The organism is Kaistella gelatinilytica (assembly GCF_015679325.1).
Taxonomy (GTDB): domain Bacteria; phylum Bacteroidota; class Bacteroidia; order Flavobacteriales; family Weeksellaceae; genus Kaistella; species Kaistella gelatinilytica.
This window is the reverse complement of record NZ_JADPVI010000002.1, coordinates 495,005-512,490: the sequence shown is the minus strand read 5'-3', so window position 1 is coordinate 512,490 and position 17,486 is coordinate 495,005. Positions and strand designations below refer to the sequence as shown.

Sequence of the window (17,486 nt, the reverse complement as noted above, 5' to 3'; positions counted from 1 at the left end):
ATTTTAGCTTAATGATTTGCAGTTTCTTTCTTCATATTCGCAGCAAATGCCATGGCAGCATCTTTTACCCAAGAATGTTCACGCTGTGCTTTTCTCTTGGTCTCCAAGCGTTTTTTGTTGCAAGGTCCATTTCCTTTCAGAACTTCCATAAATTCATCCCAAGGTAATTCCCCGAAATCGTAATGTTGCGTTTCCTCATTCCATTTTAAGTTTTCATCCGGAACTTTTAGTCCAAGAAAATCTGCTTGAGATACAGTAGCATCAACAAATCTTTGACGAAGATCATCATTGCTTTCTCTTTTCACTCTATAATTCATTGATTTTTGAGAGTTAGGAGAATCAGCATCATTTGGTCCGAACATCATCAAAGCAGGCCACCAAAAACGGTTTAAAGCTTCTTGTGCCAAATCTTTCTGTTCTTTGGTTCCGCGGCAAAGCGTCATCAAAATTTCATAACCCTGTCTTTGGTGAAAAGATTCTTCTTTACAAATTCTCACCATCGCTCTGGAATAGGGACCGTAAGAATTTCCCATCAACATTACCTGATTCATGATCGCAGCGCCATCAACAAGCCAGCCGATTGCACCGATATCTGCCCAGGAAAGTGCAGGATAATTAAAGATGCTTGAATATTTTGCTTTACCGGAAAGCATATCATTATAAGTGGAATCTCTGTCTGCAGCGATTTCGCCGTTGCTCAAAGTTTCTGTCGCAGCGTATAAATATAAACCATGACCCGCTTCATCCTGAATTTTGGCCAAAAGCGCCATTTTTCTTCTCAAAGTCGGCGCCCGGGAGATCCAGTTTGCTTCCGGCAACATTCCTACAATTTCGGAATGACCATGTTGCGAGATCTGGCGAACCAGTAATTTTCTGTAATCATCGGGCATTACATCTTTTGGTTCTACTTTATTTTCTGCCTGTACGTATTCTAAAAATTTTTCTTGATTCATAATAATTGCTTTAATATTATTTTAAATAAACCCTTTTAATTGGAAACTATCGCGATTTCTTCCGGTACATAAAGACCGATGCGACCTTCTGAAAATTCGCCTACCACAAAAGTGATGGTTTTCTCGGGACTTTTTATTTCGTATTGATTAAACAGATAAGGATTTCCGCTCAAAGGACCAATTACTTCGATTTTCCTTTCGGAACAGTTCCAGTAATGGTTCCAAATATTGATGCCTTCAATTTTACATTCTTTATCAACTTCGATCAGCGTAATAAATTTCCAGTTTGCCATGACTTAATTTTTTAAATTTCCTTTAAACATCATAATTCAACATCACCACATTGGTCGTCGGATGACACTGACACGTTAAAACAAAACCTCGCGCAACTTCATCATCGGTCAGAGCGAAATTTTTCTCCATAAATACTTCTCCTTCCATCACCTGCGCTTTGCATGTACAGCAAACTCCGCCTTTACAAGCAAACGGAACCGGAAGTTTATCATCTAAAGCCTGGTCTAAAATGCTTTTTTTCTTGGAATTAAGGTGAAATGAGTATTCATCGTCATCAATAATTAAAGTAACCATGCTTTCTAAATTCGGGATCGCTTTAAACTCATCACTCATTTCAGAATTTTCTGCATCATCCGGAGCTGCGTAATATTCATACATCACCTGCAGGGAAGGAACTTTCTTGTCTTTTTTCAGATAATTGCCAATTCCTTTGATCATTTCCGAAGGTCCACAAATAAAATAAGTCGATTCCTGAACCGGAATATCTGTAAATCTTTGAAAAAGAAGATCAAGCTTTTCTGCGGAAATTCGACCTTCAAAAAGTTCATCTTCAAAATGTTTTTCCCTCGAAAGCAGATAAATAACTTTTAATCGTCCCTCAAATTTTTGAATCAACTCATCAATTTCTTTTTTGAAAATGATCTCATTCAAACTTTTATTGCTAAAAAACAGATAGGCGGAACTTTTAGGTTCCTGATAAAGTGCTTCTTTCAAATTTGATAACACGGGCGAAATTCCGCTTCCTGCTGCTAATCCAACATATGTTTTTTCGTTAGTAGCATTGTAGTGCGTATAAAAATGTCCCGAAGGAGCCATGACTTCTACAATGTCGCCCAATTGTAATTCGTGATTGAGGTAAGTAGAAACTTTTCCCTGATCAAGATGCTTCACTAAAATTTCCAGTTCTGAATGATCTTCGCTAGGTGCATTGATTATAGAATAACTTCGGCGCAGATCTTCTTCCCCAAAAAGGAATCGAACATTTATATATTGTCCTTGTTTATAAGAAAATTTATATTTTAAATTCTCCGGAATTTCGAAGGCGATATGAATGCAATCGTTGGTTTCTCGGGATACTTTCGTTGCTTTTAATGGATGAAAATGCTGCATACTGTTTTAAAATCTCGGTAATGTGAGTCCAACAAATATACTTATTTTTTGAAAGACAAAGAAAGGATTTCGATCATCGTTGTATTCTATTAATGATGAAGTTGATGTACCAATATAATTTTTCTCTGAATAAAGTCATAAATCAGCAAATCTGGAAATTTTGACTTATTTTTACGTTAAATTTTTATTGAATTCGGAGATTTTGACTGATTTTATTTAATTATATTGAAAAGAACGGTTTTTGTGTAATAGATTTTAGAATTAAATAATTATTGAACAGGAATAGAAGGAATTTGTAATTAATTATGAATTCTTACTGTTTCTGGAAAAATACAAACTTACAGTTATGAACTTAAATCAATTTACAGTAAAATCTCAGGAAGCTATTCAAAAAGCTCAGCAGATTGCAATGGAATTTGGCAACCAAAGTATCGAACCCCAACATTTACTGGAGGGAATTTTTCAGGTTGACGAAAATATTTCTGAATTTTTATTAAAGAAATCAGAAGCAGAATTGACTCTGGTAAGAGAAAGAAACCGAAGCAATCTCGAAAAATTACCAAAAGTAGAAGGTGGAAACATTTACTTATCACAAACAGCTAATAAAGTTTTGCTCGATGCACCGAATGTAGCCAAGAAAATGGGTGATGAATTTGTAACCATCGAACATCTTTGGCTTTCTCTTTTGGATGTAAATTCTGAAGTGTCGAAAATGCTCAAAGACATGGGTATTACGAAAAGTGGTTTAGAAATGGCCATCAAAGAGATAAGAAAAGGGTCAAAAGCAACTTCGGCAAGTTCAGAAGAAACCTACCAAAGTTTAAATAAATACGCGAAAAATTTCAATGAACTCGCTGCGGAAGGAAAACTCGATCCTGTTATTGGAAGAGATGAGGAGATCCGTCGTGTTTTGCAGATTCTTTCCCGAAGAACCAAAAATAATCCGATTTTAATTGGAGAACCCGGCGTTGGTAAAACTGCGATCGCAGAAGGAATTGCACACCGAATTATTTCCGGTGATATTCCCGAAAATTTGCAGGACAAAACATTGTACTCTTTAGATATGGGTGCCTTAATTGCCGGTGCAAAATACAAAGGCGAGTTTGAAGAGCGATTGAAATCAGTTATCAATGAAGTTATTCAGTCTGATGGCCAGATTATTCTCTTCATCGATGAAATTCACACTTTGGTTGGAGCAGGAGGCGGAGATGGCGCGATGGATGCTGCCAATATTTTGAAACCGGCTTTGGCAAGAGGAGAACTCAGAGCGATCGGTGCGACAACTTTAAATGAATATCAAAAATATTTTGAAAAAGATAAAGCCTTAGAAAGACGTTTCCAGAAAGTGATGGTTTTAGAACCGGACACCGAATCGGCGATTTCTATTTTGCGTGGAATTAAAGATAAATATGAAGCTCACCACAAAGTTCGGATCAAAGATGAAGCAATTATTGCTGCAGTTGAGCAATCGCAACGCTATATTTCCGACCGTTTTTTACCGGACAAAGCCATCGATTTAATTGATGAAGCTTCTGCGAAATTGAGAATGGAGATTAATTCAAAACCAGAAGAGCTCGATGTTTTAGATAGAAAACTAATGCAGATGGAAATTGAACTGGCCGCAATTTCAAGAGAAGGAAATGATGTAAAAGTCCAGCATTTAAAAGAGGATATTTCAAAAATTTCGGAAGAGCGAAACGAGATCAATGCGAAATGGTTGAAGGAAAAACAAAAATCCGAAGATCTTACTTCCATTAAAAAAGATATCGAAGCTTTGAAATTAGAAGCAGAACGTGCTTCCAGAATTGGAGATTATGCCAAAGTTGCAGAAATTCAATATGGAAAAATAAAAGAGAAAGAGGCCGATTTGCAGAAACTCGAACTCGAGATGCAAAACCATCAAAATGAATTGATCAAAGAAGAAGTAACGGCGGAAAATATTTCTGAAGTTATATCAAAATGGACCGGAATACCGGTCACCAAACTTATTCAGTCGGAAAGAGAAAAATTATTGCACCTCGAAGATGAATTGCATAAAAGAGTTGTTGGTCAGGAAGAGGCAATAACATCTGTTGCAGATGCGATCAGAAGAAATCGTGCCGGATTGAGTGATGAGAAAAAACCCATCGGAAGTTTCTTATTCCTCGGTACAACCGGAGTTGGGAAAACCGAATTGGCAAAAGCACTCGCAGAATATCTGTTCGATGACGAAAATAATATGACGAGGATCGACATGAGTGAATACCAGGAGAGACATTCTGTATCGCGATTGGTTGGTGCTCCTCCAGGATATGTTGGTTACGATGAAGGTGGTCAATTAACGGAAGCGGTTCGCAGAAGACCTTATTCGGTGGTGCTTTTAGACGAAATTGAAAAAGCGCATCCCGATGTTTTCAATACGCTTCTTCAGGTTTTAGATGATGGAAGATTAACCGATAATAAAGGTAGGGTTGTGAATTTTAAAAACTCAATTATCATCATGACTTCTAATTTAGGATCGCATTTGATTCAGGAAAATTTTGAAAAAATTACCGATGATAATGTGGAACAGATCGTAGAGAAGACGAAAGAGGAAGTTTTCACTTTATTAAAACAAACTTTGCGACCGGAGTTTTTAAATAGAATTGATGAAACCGTGCTTTTCCAGCCTTTGAACAAAAAAGAAATCGGTAAGATCGTGCATTATCAGTTGCGTGGATTTAATGATATGTTAGCAAAACGCGGCATTATCATGACTGCTACCGAAGATGCGATCAAATACATCACTAACAAAGGTTACGATCCAAGTTTTGGCGCAAGACCATTGAAAAGAGTTTTGCAGCAGGAAGTTTTAAATAAACTTTCGAAAGAAATACTCGCAGGACATGTAAATGATGGCGACCGAATTACACTCGATTATTTCGATGAAAGTGGTCTGGTTTTCCGACCTACGGAATAAGTAGCATATTTATATTAATTTTTAGTAAAAACCCGTCCATTCGAAAATTCGATTGGACGGTTTATTTTTTGCCCGGACTTCAGATTATTTTTTCGGAGATAATTCAATACTTTAAGATTTTGGATCATATTTTACAAATGAGCCAGTTCTGGATTTTTTTTTGTGCGAAAATAATTTTTTTTAAGGCTTTTAAAAACGGCTTTAATGATAAGAGCTTCTGCCACTTCAATAGTAGGAATAGCATAACTATCTAGCTTTCAGATTAAAAAACAAGTTTAATGTCATTTAACGAATAACAATAAGTAAACTGCGTATTATTAGTTAAAAATGTTTTTTACATTGTTTGTGTTTTTAAATCCGCTGAGAAGTCAGTAACCTGTTTTCAATTCAGATGTTCTATATCATATATTTGAAAATAATTTGCATAAAATTTGGGTATGTTAAAAATATATCCAATATTTGCAGTGTTCAAATGCTCGCAAGAGTATAGAATAAATTTTTTTTCATCATTTGTGTTTTTAGAATCCACTTTCATAGGTGGATTCTTTTTTTTTGTTATTAATCGAAAAATTTGCAATTATTTTTAAAATAAATGCAAAATAATTTTGTTATGTAAAGAATAATACTAATCTTTGCGGCATTCAATGCTGTTAATAGCAAAGAATAATTTTTTTTCATCATTTGTGTTTTTAGAATCCACCTTTACTGGTGGGTTCTTTTTTTATGGGAATCTCATAATTCCTAAAAATGAAAAGGCCTTCTTAGGAGGTTTTGAATATTGATTTTCAAGCTTCGGCATTAATTTATTCAAGGATGATCTTCATGACCTAAAATTTCATCTTAATCAAAAACGTTCAGTAATTCAATTAGTTTCACTACTTTTGCACCTCGAAAATTCACACAATTATAAGCATTCATTACTATGATTTCGGTTCAAAGTTTAGGTCTTCATCATTCAGGAAATTACCTTTTTCAAAACGTCAATTTTACCATCAAAAAAGATGATAAGATCGGTTTGGTAGGGAAAAATGGAGCGGGTAAATCTACTTTATTAAAGATGCTTACAGGCGAAATTAATTTCTACGAAGGCAGTATTATTCAGGAAGGAGTCGTTACGATCGGTTTTTTGAAGCAGGATTTAGATTTTGTAAAAGGTCGTACTGTTTGGAATGAAACGTTGCAGGCATTTGAAGCCATCAACGCGATGAAAAACGAGCTCGAAGATGTGAATGAGCAAATGGTCACCAGAACTGATTATGAAAGTGATTACTATGAAAATTTAATTCATAGAATGACCGAACTGAATGATCTTTTGATGCATTACGATGCTTATAATCTAGAAGGTGACGTCGAAAAAGTCTTATTGGGACTGGGTTTTAAAGCTGATGATTTTCATAAGATCACCGATGAATTTTCTGGTGGTTGGAGAATGAGAATTGAATTGGCGAAACTGCTTTTGCAGAAAAACGATTTGATGCTACTCGATGAGCCAACCAATCACCTGGATATGGAATCGATCATCTGGCTCGAAGCTTTTTTGAAGGATTATCCTGGAGCAATCGTTCTGGTAAGTCACGATAAGCAATTTATGACTTCGGTTTGTAACCGAACATTTGACATTAATAATAAGAAAGTTGACGATTATAAGGCCAACTACACCAAATATTTAGAACTAAGTAAAGAGCGAAAAGAGAAACAGATCCAGGCGAAGAAAAATCAGGATGTTGAAATTAAGCAGATGGAAGATAACATCAACCGTTTCCGCGCTTCTGCAACCAAATCTTCTTTCGCGCAGTCTTTGATCAAAAAGTTAGATAAGCTGGAAAGAATTGAAGTTGATACCGATGATGTTTCCAAATTTAATATTCGTTTCCAACCCGCTGTAACTCCCGGAAAAGTCGTTTTTGAAGCGAAGAATCTAGGAAAAGCTTACGGTAATAAACAGGTTTTTGATGAGGTTGATTTCTTTATCGAACGTGGACAGCGAATCGCTTTACTGGGACAAAATGGTCAAGGTAAAACGACGATCGCAAAAATTCTTTCCGGAGAAATTACTGATTATTCTGGTGAATGGAATCTGGGACATAACGTGAACATCGGATATTTTGCGCAAAACCAGGAAGAAGTTTTAACACCGAACAAAACAGTTTTAGAGGAAGCAGAAGATGCGGCGACTGAAGAAACCCGCCCGAGAGTTCGTGATCTTTTGGGAAGTTTCCTTTTCCAGGGAGACGATGTTTCTAAAAAAACCAAAATACTTTCCGGAGGTGAACGAAACCGTTTGGCTTTGTGTAAGCTTTTGCTTCGTCCATTCAATACTTTGATCATGGATGAGCCGACGAATCACCTGGATATTCAGTCTAAGGAGATTATAAAGCTGGCTTTGCAAAAATTCCAGGGAACGCTGATCGTTATTTCTCACGACCGTGAATTCTTACAAGGTTTGAGTGATAAAATTTTCGAATTCCGCGATGGAAGAATGAAAGAATTCTTGGGTGATGTTAATGATTATCTGGAGTTCCGTCAAAAGGAAAGTATCCGCGAAGTTTCTGCAGAAAAATCCAAATTACAGGAAATGCGAAACGAGCCTGTTGCAGCGAAAGAGATCGAGAAGCCTGTTGAGAAAAAACCGGTTATTGTGACTAAAGAAGAAAAGAACATTCAAAATAAAATTAAGAAAGTAGAAGAAAAAATTTCTGAACTTGAATTGAAAATTGAGGAAATGGAAGCAACTTTCACTTCAGAAAATCCCTCAGAAGAAACTCTGGAAGTTTACAACGCGAAAAAATCAGATTTAGATCTGGCTTTGCAGGAATGGGAGTTTTTGGGAACGCAGCTGGATGCATAATTAAAAAATAAGCGTTAAAATATTTACACATTTAACCGTGTCAATGTTCTGATCCTTGACACGTTTTTTTTTATCTAGAAAACACAAATATTTCGGGCAAAGTTAGAATCGTAGAAAATGTTATATTTGGTTTTTAATTCAAATATTTTTTATGAAAATAAAATACCTTTTTCAGATTCTTTTTTTAGCGATATTAATGACATCTTGCAGTAGAGATGGTGATTCGAAAATAGATGAAGATAATGAGCCTTTGTTGACGAATCTTAAAACCGGTTTTCTTTACCCAGATTTGTGGATCATAAATCGAGCTGAAATCAATTTCATATTCGCATATGACAGGCAAAAAAGAGTGACGAAAAAAAACGGAGGATTTTTATCTATTTCGGGCTCAACCGGATTTAATGCAATGTTTACCGATAAGATTTCCACCTCTATAATCTATCAAAATGATAAAGTAACCGTAGAAGATTTTTATAATTCCACCGAGTTTACAATCCCAAAAAATACTAAATATTTCACTTTAAATGCTCAAAATCAGATTTCGAAGAAACAATCTGCTGGCATTAATATTTACTGGTATAAAAATGATTCATACTTTTATAAAAATGGACAGTTAGATGAAATAATAACTGCATTGCCAAATATGATTTATGATCCAGGAAATCCCGAAGATAAAATTTTGACTTATCGAGAAAAATTCTACTACGATGCAAACGGTAATTTAGCAAAGACGGAATATTTTGAACAATTGGCCGGCGTTGACCAGCAAAAAGAACGGATTCGATTTTTTCAAAATTATGACAATTCTCCTAATCCATTTAAGAAATTAACTTTGTTGGAGGAGTATTTTTACAGATCACTTTCAAAAAATAATTTCGCATCCTATAAAGAATACGACTATCAAAATGGGAAGGAGGTTTTGAAAAGTGCTGTTGACTGGACTTTTAATTATGATGCTGCAGGAAATATTATTGTGAATTAAAAGCTTCTAAAATTACTCGGCGAAAAATAATATCTCGCCGTTTTTATTTCCCGAGAATCAACATCCAGTTCATACCACGGCGAAATTTTCGGGTTGAAAGGATTTTTCAAAAGATGAATCGACTGAGCCGGTGTAAAACCTTCGGCAAGCAAAAATAATTTTTCTCCCTTCTTATTTTCCGAAACTCCCGCAATAAAGACAACGTGTCCCGGACTTCCGGCGTTGATCAAAATGTCGCCTGTTTTTAGATCACTTGTTTTTAATATCGGTTGCGTCTCTTTATTTAGCGAAATTGTTCCGGCATAATTGAAAATCAGATTTAAGTACTCTCTAAAGTTTTCATAGGAATCATCGAATGTTGCAGTCTTTCTGAATTGTACTGAGTTTCCGTTGACAAAAGCTCGCGTTCCATTTTTAAAATCATTCCAGGTCATGAGATCTCCGCTTGTAAAATGAAATTTGATCTCATTGAACATTTTATTTTTAAAGAGATATTCCGCACGAAGCCGAATAATTGCATCGGCGCATTGTTGCAGATCTTTCGTTCCCGTATCGATATCAAAAACTGCTTCGTGAAGATTTTGGGTTGCGATTTCACTTCCATCGTATTTCAAGATCGGTGATCCATATTTTTTCAGCGGAAAACTTTCAATATAAGCTCCAAATGAGTTTGGTTTTTCACGTACGTATTCGAAACCTTCAGGTGCAGGAAACCGTTCTTTTATTGTGTTTTTTACTTCATTAATTTTGGTGGAAGATTTCGTTTCAATATTTCCATTCAGCTTTTCGTCTAAAATAGGCGATTTCTTATCTTTCGATTTTTCGCAGTTCAAGAATAAAAATAAGATGGCAAGAACAGATAATTGTTTCATGCTGAAAGATAATTATTTTCGCGATATTCTCCATCCATCTTCCAACATCCCGTATCAAACATCCCACCGAATTTCCTATCTTTACATTTCAAATTTATTTCTATGAATCACAGTCCGGTTGAGGGTTTTTCTAAACTTTCAAAACAAAGAAAAATAGATTGGCTCATCAAAGAATATCTGAGTGAAGACCGCAGTTACGAGCAAGTTCTTCAGCAATATTGGAACAGCGATGAAACTTTACAAAAATTACACGAAGAATTTTCGGAAAACACCATTTCCAACTTTTATATGCCTTACGGAATTGCACCTAATTTTCTCATCGATGGAAAATTGCTCGTTTTACCAATGGCAGTGGAAGAGAGTTCAGTCGTCGCTGCTGCATCAAAAGCTGCGAAATTCTGGATCGATAAAGGTGGTTTCAAAACAACCATCATTAATACGAAAAAATTAGGTCACACTCATTTTATTTTAGATGTTGAACCTCATAAAATACTGCATTTCTTCAATTTTAAATTAAAGAAAAAACTCTTTGAAGCCACAGAAGCTGTTACCAAAAACATGCGAAATCGTGGTGGCGGAATTTTGAATATCCATTTGATCGATAAATCTGCCGAACTGGAAAATTATTTCCAGTTGAAAGCAAGTTTCGATACTGTAGATTCAATGGGTGCAAATTTTATTAATTCGTGTTTGGAACAGTTTGGGAAAACTTTGAAAGAGGAAGTTGAGAAAGAAGAAAGTTTCACGCAGGAAGAAAAAGATTCCTTACAGATCGTGATGAATATTCTCTCCAACTTTACGCCGGATTGTATCGTGAGAGCAGAAGTATCCTGTAAAATTGAAGACTTAAAAGACGACAGCGGAATTTCTAACGAGGAGTTTGCGACCAAATTTAAACGTGCGGTTACCATCGCAGAAATTGAACCTTATCGCGCAACAACGCATAACAAAGGAATTATGAACGGAGTTGACGCCGTGGTAATTGCAACTGGAAATGATTTTCGTGCGACCGCAGCTTGTGCTCATGCATATGCCGCGAAAGACGGGAAATATTCAAGTTTAACGCATTGCACGATCGATAATGGAATTTTTAGATTTTGGATCGATCTGCCAATTTCTGTCGGAGTTGTAGGTGGTTTAACGAATCTTCATCCACTCGTGAAATTTTCTCTGGCACTTTTAGGAAAACCTTCAGCGCAGGAACTGATGAGTATTTTGGCGGTTTCAGGTTTGGCTCAAAATTTTGGCGCTTTGCGTTCGCTTGTAACAACCGGAATTCAAAAAGGTCACATGAAAATGCATTTGTTTAATATTCTAAATCAATTGGGCGCGACGGAAGATGAAAAAAATTATTTCGTGACTTATTTTAAAGATAAAACGGTGACGCATCATGAAGTCATTAGCGAGTTTAATCAATTGAGAAATAAATAAGATGTTTCAAATATTTCTGGGAATTTTAATTTTAATATTTGGGATTTTTGTTAAAGTCACCAAAGATCCGGGATTCGCAAAATCAAAAAGGTTTTCCTGGATGTTTATTGCGATCGGATTATTATCGATCATCGCAGAATTGGTCATCATGTATCATACTCGAATTGTAGCGTAACGGAAAATCTTAAGATGAAGAAAGGAGTTTTATTTGCCTTGATGTTTTTATCGGTTTTGAGTTTTTCGCAGCAGAAAAATGTAAAGATCACCAATCTGCAACCTAAGTCTGAAAATTTTATTTTTCCTCTAATCTCTTTTTCACAAAAACCTTTGGTCGAAAAGAAGATCAATACTTTTCTCCAGATCAATGAATTGGAATTCATTCCTAATTCTGGTAAAAATCCTTATCAATTGGCGGCCACAGCAACAAATTCTTATCAAAATTTTCTTTATTTTTATGGGTGGAAAAGAATGGTGACACCTAATAATATTCTGTCGATAGAGATGGAAGGAGAAGCAAGTGGCGCGTATCCGGAGCATTTTACAAGCTATAGCAACTTCGATTTGCGGACGGGTAATTTTATTAATTTAGAAGATCTTTTTAAACCGAATTCTTACGCGCAACTTGAAAAAATCATTAATAATAAAATAAAGAAACGTGTAGCAAATTATATCGCTGAACTAAGATCTTCGAAAAATAAAGAGGAAGATTCTGACGACCAAATTGCAATGTATGAAGCTTGTTTCACAGAGTATTCTTTACCTTTTTTAAAATATTATTTTGAAAAAAATAAACTGACCATCGTTGCTGGTCGCTGTTCCAATCACGCATTGCTCGCTTTGGATGATCTGGGAAGTCATGAAATTGTATTTAATATTAAGAATCTTGATCGATTTTGGAGTCCATTCGCAAAAAATCTGATGTCTGATTCTGAAACTGCGATTTCTCAGGCAAGCTTTCAAAATAAATTGTACAAAGGAAAAATTGCGGGGAAATTTCCCATTATTCTGTTGATAAAACGAACCTACGAAGATGGTGCGTTCTCTGCCGTTTACTGGTACGAAAAAAGCACAGAGATCATTGAGTGGGATGGAAGCCTAAAAAATAATCACATTTCTGCAACAGAGAATGATTATTATGATGAAGTACAGAAAAAATGGATTCTACGGGCAATAATTGAAGGTGATGTCGCAGGAAAAAAAATTACCGGAACGTGGACGGATGACAAAACAAAAAAGAATTTAAAATTAGAACTAGAAGAATTATAATATGAAAACATTTACATTAGTTATTGGCGCCTGTTACGGCTTGATCTCTGTGATTTTAGGAGCATTTGGCGCACATGCTTTAAAAAAAGTTATTTCCGTTGATAAACTGGCGAGTTTCGAAACTGGCGTAAAATATCAAATGTATTCCGCCTTATTTTTATTGATCGTGGGATATATTTTGAAATTTGAAACACCTTCAGAAAAATGGATCTCTATTTTAATGATCGCCGGAACTTTTATCTTTTCGGTAAGTATTTATTTGCTGGCATTTAGCGAAGTGGCAGCAATTCCTTCCAAAGCGATCGGACCGATCACGCCGCTGGGAGGATTATTAATGATCATTTCTTGGGCGATGTTGATCTTCTATTTTGTAAAAAATAAGATTTAAAGATCTTTTAAAAAATTATATTCAAATGTTTTTTCTATTCGGTTTCAACAAAAAGCCAAAAGGCAAAGAACAGCGCAAAATTCTGAAAAATGGCGTAGAAGTAAACGCGATCATAACAGTTTACAAAAAATATTTTGAACTTTTCTTTATTCCAATTATTCCACTCGGGAAAAGTTACAGCATTTATATTTCTCATTCTAATGAATATTATGAACAGGGCTTTTTTGGAAAGATACCTGCCGAATATTTAGAGATCTGTGAACATGTTGGAAGACTTTATTAATGATGACAAAACCAAGAATTGCTTTATTTCTCGGAATTCTCTGCATTTCCATCTTTCCGGTGATTGTAAAAATGAACCTGACTTCGGGTTTAATCTCGGCATTTTACCGAATGGCAATTGCAACCGCGATCATTTTACCTTTTGCACTCTATAAAGGCAAACTCAAATTGAAAAGTTTTAAAATACTGCTACCAATCGCCTTTTGCGGAATTCTGTTCGCCTCCGATATTGCAGTGTGGAATATCTCTATTCAAAATTCATCAGCGACACAAGCTACGTTACTCACGAATCTTTCTCCCATTTGGGTCGGCGTTTTTTCGTTTGCATTTTTAAATTACCGTCCGCGGAAAAGTTTTTGGCTCGGAACTTTTATCGCCTTAATTGGAATGATGGTTTTTGTGGGAATTGATACGATTGTAGATCTGAAATTAGATTTTGCTTTCTTCCTCGGCATCCTTTCCGGATTATTTTATGCGCTTTATATTTTGGCGAGCAAGAAACTTTTAGCAAAATTAGAAGTCATTACTTTTATAACCTACAGCATGATTTTCAGCACTATTTTTCTATTTATTATTAATGTCGGCTTCGGCGAACATTTTTCTGGATTTTCAAATGAAGCCTGGATCTCACTTTTCGTTCAGGGGATCGTGTGTCAATTGATCGCTTGGTTATTAATCAGTTATGCAACGCAGCAAATGCGACCGACGAGAGTTTCTCTGAGTTTGCTCAGTCAGGCGATTTTTGCCATGATCTTAGCTGCACTTTTTGTGCATGAAAAAATAACTGCCATTCAAATGATAGGAAGCGGAATTATACTTCTGGGAATTGCCACAACCTTTTATGAGAAAAAATCAGTGGAAAAAATATAATTTATATTGAAAGTAAATAAGATTGTGAGTAAAAACTGATTTATATCAAGTTTCAAAAACTTAAAATTTGAATGAACTGATTTTAAAAATTCGAGGATCCTACAATCATATTAATGTAAATCGCTGATTTAAAAGCAAATTAAAGGAATCAGTTGAAATAAATGATTTTAAATAAATTACTTACTTTAAAATTAATTGTAAAAAATAGGTATTTAAAGACTTCGTATTAATGCGAGACGCCCAATCTTATCCCACGTTGTTTGATTTGAAATTTGCTTTATTCATATTTATTATATACATTTGATAAAAATAATTTAATATGTATTATTCAAAATTCAAGTCTGCTTTAGCAATCTTAACAATCAGCGCAACCCTTTTTGTTTCGTGTAACAAAACTGAAGAAAAAGAAGTTGTTTCCAATACACCAGTTGAAGAAACTACTCCTGCAACTCCGGATGCTGCCAAGCAAGACACCATCAAAATTACTTTAAATTCTACTGATAAGATGCAGTATGATCTTTCAGAAATTGATGTTAATGAAGGTCAAACGGTTGTACTCACTTTACATCATACGGGAACAATGCCAATCGCATCGATGGGACACAATTTCGTTCTTTTGAAACAAGGTACTGATCTTGCGAAATTCGAAGAGAAGGCTTCTAAAGCACAGAAAGACGGATATATTCCAACCGATACGAGTGATATTATTGCTCATACCAAGTTGATCGGTGGCGGAGAAAGTGACACGATAACTTTCAAGGCTCCACCAAAAGGAACTTATGATTATATGTGTTCGTTCCCAGGACATTATTCCGTAATGAAAGGGAAGTTCAACGTAAAATAATTCTTCGGAGTTAAAATTTTAGAAGGTTATAATTAAGGATTGGTAAATTTTTACCGATCCTTTTTTTATCTGATTTTCTTAATTTGATTTTGAAGAGTTTCATAATTTTTCGCTCCCAAATTTTTAGAGGTTTAAAAAAGACACCAGGAGTTAAAAGATAGTAAATGGAAAAGTTAATTTCAATGCGATCAGTTTTTTCAGAAGAAACATAAGATCACCTTTGAAATTATCTTCATTCACGCTATCAATAAGTTATTGAATCATTTGTTTTCTTATTTAGTACCTTTGTTAAAAATAATTTCACAGTGAAAAAGATTTTAGCCATAATGTTCACCGTTTTCTATTTCGGATTTTCCTCCGGAATGGTTTACAACGTGCATTATTGTCTGGATCAAATTTTCGTTTCCTTTACGTCTTCCTCTAATACTTGTGACCTTTGTGGCACCAAAAAAGAAAAGGATTGCTGTAAAAGTGAAATTAAGATCTTAAAAACGGACGTTGCTCAGAAGGCCGATGTTTCATTTATAAATTATTCGCCTTTAGTAGCAATTGTACCAGAAGTTTTCTATGCTGAATTTTTGGTTCCTGTGGTAGAAAGAAATCTTTTTTCTGTACAGGTTAATGCGCCGCCGGAGAAAGCGGAAATTCCTCTCTTTATTTCCTATTGTAATTTTAGAATTTAGAATCAAATTGTCATGTTTCAACTGAAGAATGATGACTTTTTGTGTCCAAAAATTCATTTGGACTTTCCCTATTTTTAAAACAATCTAAATTTATTACAATGAAAAAATTAATTTTCACAACCCTGTTTTCCGTATTTTCAATTCTAAATTTGTCGGCTCAAAAAAGTGATGCTTCCATCTCTAATTTGTACCAAAATTATTTGAATATCAAGACAGCTTTGGCTGCAGACAATTCTGATGACGCCTCAAAAGCTGCCAATACTTTTATCAAGTCAGCCTCGATGGTTGATTATAAAGTTTTGTCTGAAGGTAATCTTGATGTCTTGAGAAAAGATGCTTCAATTATTGCAGAGAGTAGAAGTATTGAAACGCAAAGAGGATCTTTTATGGCTCTTTCAAAAAATATGATCGCACTAACCCAGAATTTTAAATTGTCTAACGATACGGTTTTTGTCCAGTATTGTCCAATGGCAGATGCAAGTTGGTTGAGTGCTGAAAAAGCGGTGAAAAATCCTTTTTACGGAAAATCAATGCTGACTTGCGGCAGTGTGAAAGCCGAAATAAAGTAAGTTCTTTATCATAAATTTTAAAATTTTCCTGTAGATCTCATGGATGAAGCAGATTTTTAAATAGAAAAATTTAAATCAACACAATCTTTGAGATCGGCGAGGAAAAAAATTTGCAGTAAGACTCATTCCCGTATCCAAAGAAGGACGTGTGAAGGTTGAGAAAACACCTTACAGAAAGACTTTCTTAACCAATCTGAATAAAAGATAATTCTATTAATCTAATAAAATAAGAAATTATTGGAGTGATCTAAAAAAGAAAGATTCATTAAACTTTTAATCTCATGAAAACAACTTTATACGTCAAAAATATGGTTTGCAACCGTTGCAAATCTACCGTAGAAAGAGAATTAAATGCTTTGGGTTATGAAGTAGAATCTCTCGAATTAGGTAAAGTAGTGCTGAGTGAAAATTCACCTTTTAACAATTCTGAACTGGAGAAAATTCTAAATAAACACGGTTTTGAGATCATCAAAGATGAAACAGAAGTTTTAATTGAAGACATTAAGATCGCGGTTATCAAAAAAATAGAAGATCAGGACAATGAAAACATCTCTGCTTTTTTGCAAAAGAAATTTGATAAATCATATTCAGCATTAAGTAAACTTTTCAGCAAAACCGAAGGAATGACAATTGAAAAATATGAAATTACCTTAAAGATTGAGAAGGTAAAAGAACTGATACAGTTTGGTCAAGATAATTTTTCAGAAATAGCCTATAGTTTAGATTACCATAACAGCAGTCATTTGGCGAAACAATTTAAAAATGAAACCGGAATATCGATGACAGAATTTAAAAATCTGCAAAATTGGGATAGAAAATCTCTGGACGGAATTGTGTAAGAATTATCCCGTATTGTACTAATCAAGTGGATTTAGGTGCCCTAAATTTGTATAATAATTAATACAAAATAGAAATCATGATACACACTTACAATTTAAAAGGAATGAGTTGCGGCGGATGTAAATCTTCTGTAGAAAAATATTTGAGACAGGTAGAAAATGTGACCAACGTTGTTGCAGATGTACAAAAAGCAGAAGTTGAAGTGACGATGAGTAGCCATGTAGATACGGAAACGCTTCAAAAATCTTTGCCTGAAAAATATATTTTAACACCAAAGATGGATACCCAAAACAATGCTTCCGGACAAAACTAAAAT

18 protein-coding genes are annotated in these 17,486 nt (G+C 34.9%); 14 read left to right on the top strand and 4 right to left on the bottom strand.

Annotated features, from left to right (window positions below):
* Positions 1-8: 8 nt before the first annotated feature.
* The 3 genes from paaA to IV494_RS09470 are packed head-to-tail and all read right to left on the bottom strand — an operon-like array spanning position 9 to position 2,357.
* Entirely contained in the window at positions 9-953 is a 945-nt protein-coding gene (gene paaA / locus IV494_RS09480) for a 1,2-phenylacetyl-CoA epoxidase subunit PaaA (RefSeq protein WP_196079908.1), read from the bottom strand.
* Between the two features lie 35 nt (positions 954-988).
* Complete coding sequence (locus tag IV494_RS09475; protein WP_196079907.1) at positions 989-1,246, bottom strand: hypothetical protein; 258 nt, start codon at positions 1,244-1,246, stop codon at positions 989-991.
* A 22-nt stretch (positions 1,247-1,268) separates the two neighbouring features.
* Complete coding sequence (locus tag IV494_RS09470; protein ID WP_196079906.1) at positions 1,269-2,357, bottom strand: FAD-binding oxidoreductase; 1,089 nt, start codon at positions 2,355-2,357, stop codon at positions 1,269-1,271.
* Between the two features lie 346 nt (positions 2,358-2,703).
* Between IV494_RS09470 and clpB the strand changes: the two genes are divergently transcribed.
* From clpB to IV494_RS09455, 3 genes are all read left to right on the top strand, one after another.
* A complete protein-coding gene (gene clpB / locus IV494_RS09465) occupies positions 2,704-5,295 on the top strand; it encodes an ATP-dependent chaperone ClpB (protein ID WP_196079905.1) in 2,592 nt (863 codons plus the stop codon).
* Positions 5,296-6,217: 922 nt separating this feature from the next.
* Positions 6,218-8,143 (top strand): ABC-F family ATP-binding cassette domain-containing protein, encoded by a 1,926-nt coding sequence (locus tag IV494_RS09460; RefSeq protein ID WP_196079904.1) that lies wholly within the window; start codon positions 6,218-6,220, stop codon positions 8,141-8,143.
* Between the two features lie 151 nt (positions 8,144-8,294).
* Positions 8,295-9,125 (top strand): hypothetical protein, encoded by an 831-nt coding sequence (locus IV494_RS09455; RefSeq protein ID WP_196079903.1) that lies wholly within the window; start codon positions 8,295-8,297, stop codon positions 9,123-9,125.
* On the opposite strand, the gene IV494_RS09450 is transcribed toward IV494_RS09455, so the two are convergent.
* A complete protein-coding gene (locus IV494_RS09450) occupies positions 9,122-9,997 on the bottom strand; it encodes a DUF4846 domain-containing protein (RefSeq protein WP_196079902.1) in 876 nt (291 codons plus the stop codon). The genes IV494_RS09455 and IV494_RS09450 overlap by 4 nt on opposite strands.
* A gap of 102 nt (positions 9,998-10,099) precedes the next feature.
* Between IV494_RS09450 and IV494_RS09445 the strand changes: the two genes are divergently transcribed.
* From IV494_RS09445 to IV494_RS09395, 11 genes are all read left to right on the top strand, one after another.
* On the top strand, positions 10,100-11,428 hold the full coding sequence (locus tag IV494_RS09445; protein ID WP_196079901.1) for a hydroxymethylglutaryl-CoA reductase, degradative: 1,329 nt from the start codon (positions 10,100-10,102) through the stop codon (positions 11,426-11,428).
* Position 11,429: 1 nt separating this feature from the next.
* Positions 11,430-11,603: a hypothetical protein gene (locus IV494_RS09440; protein ID WP_196079900.1), complete on the top strand. Its 174-nt coding sequence runs from the start codon at positions 11,430-11,432 to the stop codon at positions 11,601-11,603.
* Positions 11,604-11,617: 14 nt separating this feature from the next.
* Positions 11,618-12,694, top strand: a complete 1,077-nt coding sequence (locus IV494_RS09435) for a hypothetical protein (protein WP_196079899.1) — start codon at positions 11,618-11,620, stop codon at positions 12,692-12,694.
* A 1-nt stretch (position 12,695) separates the two neighbouring features.
* Positions 12,696-13,082 carry a DUF423 domain-containing protein gene (locus IV494_RS09430; RefSeq protein WP_196079898.1) on the top strand — a complete coding sequence of 129 codons (387 nt, stop codon included), beginning with the start codon at positions 12,696-12,698 and terminating at the stop codon, positions 13,080-13,082.
* A 25-nt stretch (positions 13,083-13,107) separates the two neighbouring features.
* A complete protein-coding gene (locus IV494_RS09425) occupies positions 13,108-13,365 on the top strand; it encodes a zinc ribbon domain-containing protein (protein WP_196079897.1) in 258 nt (85 codons plus the stop codon).
* Positions 13,365-14,234, top strand: a complete 870-nt coding sequence (locus tag IV494_RS09420; RefSeq protein WP_196079896.1) for a DMT family transporter — start codon at positions 13,365-13,367, stop codon at positions 14,232-14,234. Before IV494_RS09425 ends, IV494_RS09420 begins: the two co-directional genes overlap by 1 nt.
* A gap of 319 nt (positions 14,235-14,553) precedes the next feature.
* Positions 14,554-15,078 carry an azurin gene (gene azu / locus IV494_RS09415; RefSeq protein WP_196079895.1) on the top strand — a complete coding sequence of 175 codons (525 nt, stop codon included), beginning with the start codon at positions 14,554-14,556 and terminating at the stop codon, positions 15,076-15,078.
* Positions 15,079-15,383: 305 nt separating this feature from the next.
* A complete protein-coding gene (locus IV494_RS09410; RefSeq protein ID WP_196079894.1) occupies positions 15,384-15,761 on the top strand; it encodes an HYC_CC_PP family protein in 378 nt (125 codons plus the stop codon).
* A 98-nt stretch (positions 15,762-15,859) separates the two neighbouring features.
* Positions 15,860-16,330 (top strand): DUF3347 domain-containing protein, encoded by a 471-nt coding sequence (locus tag IV494_RS09405; RefSeq protein ID WP_196079893.1) that lies wholly within the window; start codon positions 15,860-15,862, stop codon positions 16,328-16,330.
* Between the two features lie 281 nt (positions 16,331-16,611).
* Positions 16,612-17,169 (top strand): AraC family transcriptional regulator, encoded by a 558-nt coding sequence (locus IV494_RS09400; protein ID WP_196079892.1) that lies wholly within the window; start codon positions 16,612-16,614, stop codon positions 17,167-17,169.
* 77 nt (positions 17,170-17,246) lie between these two features.
* The gene (locus tag IV494_RS09395; RefSeq protein ID WP_196079891.1) at positions 17,247-17,483 is read left to right on the top strand and encodes a heavy-metal-associated domain-containing protein; all 237 of its coding nucleotides are present in this window, start codon (positions 17,247-17,249) and stop codon (positions 17,481-17,483) included.
* The last annotated feature ends 3 nt before the right edge of the window (positions 17,484-17,486 follow it).

Bases quoted from the DNA above. Each gene is read 5' to 3' on its own strand.
- paaA (WP_196079908.1), bottom strand. From the start codon at position 953: ATGAATCAAGAAAAATTTTTAGAATACGTACAGGCAGAAAATAAAGTA.
- IV494_RS09475 (WP_196079907.1), bottom strand. From the start codon at position 1,246: ATGGCAAACTGGAAATTTATTACGCTGATCGAAGTTGATAAAGAATGT.
- IV494_RS09470 (WP_196079906.1), bottom strand. From the start codon at position 2,357: ATGCAGCATTTTCATCCATTAAAAGCAACGAAAGTATCCCGAGAAACC.
- clpB (WP_196079905.1), top strand. From the start codon at position 2,704: ATGAACTTAAATCAATTTACAGTAAAATCTCAGGAAGCTATTCAAAAA.
- IV494_RS09460 (WP_196079904.1), top strand. From the start codon at position 6,218: ATGATTTCGGTTCAAAGTTTAGGTCTTCATCATTCAGGAAATTACCTT.
- IV494_RS09455 (WP_196079903.1), top strand. From the start codon at position 8,295: ATGAAAATAAAATACCTTTTTCAGATTCTTTTTTTAGCGATATTAATG.
- IV494_RS09450 (WP_196079902.1), bottom strand. From the start codon at position 9,997: ATGAAACAATTATCTGTTCTTGCCATCTTATTTTTATTCTTGAACTGC.
- IV494_RS09445 (WP_196079901.1), top strand. From the start codon at position 10,100: ATGAATCACAGTCCGGTTGAGGGTTTTTCTAAACTTTCAAAACAAAGA.
- IV494_RS09440 (WP_196079900.1), top strand. From the start codon at position 11,430: ATGTTTCAAATATTTCTGGGAATTTTAATTTTAATATTTGGGATTTTT.
- IV494_RS09435 (WP_196079899.1), top strand. From the start codon at position 11,618: ATGAAGAAAGGAGTTTTATTTGCCTTGATGTTTTTATCGGTTTTGAGT.
- IV494_RS09430 (WP_196079898.1), top strand. From the start codon at position 12,696: ATGAAAACATTTACATTAGTTATTGGCGCCTGTTACGGCTTGATCTCT.
- IV494_RS09425 (WP_196079897.1), top strand. From the start codon at position 13,108: ATGTTTTTTCTATTCGGTTTCAACAAAAAGCCAAAAGGCAAAGAACAG.
- IV494_RS09420 (WP_196079896.1), top strand. From the start codon at position 13,365: ATGATGACAAAACCAAGAATTGCTTTATTTCTCGGAATTCTCTGCATT.
- azu (WP_196079895.1), top strand. From the start codon at position 14,554: ATGTATTATTCAAAATTCAAGTCTGCTTTAGCAATCTTAACAATCAGC.
- IV494_RS09405 (WP_196079893.1), top strand. From the start codon at position 15,860: ATGAAAAAATTAATTTTCACAACCCTGTTTTCCGTATTTTCAATTCTA.
- IV494_RS09400 (WP_196079892.1), top strand. From the start codon at position 16,612: ATGAAAACAACTTTATACGTCAAAAATATGGTTTGCAACCGTTGCAAA.
- IV494_RS09395 (WP_196079891.1), top strand. From the start codon at position 17,247: ATGATACACACTTACAATTTAAAAGGAATGAGTTGCGGCGGATGTAAA.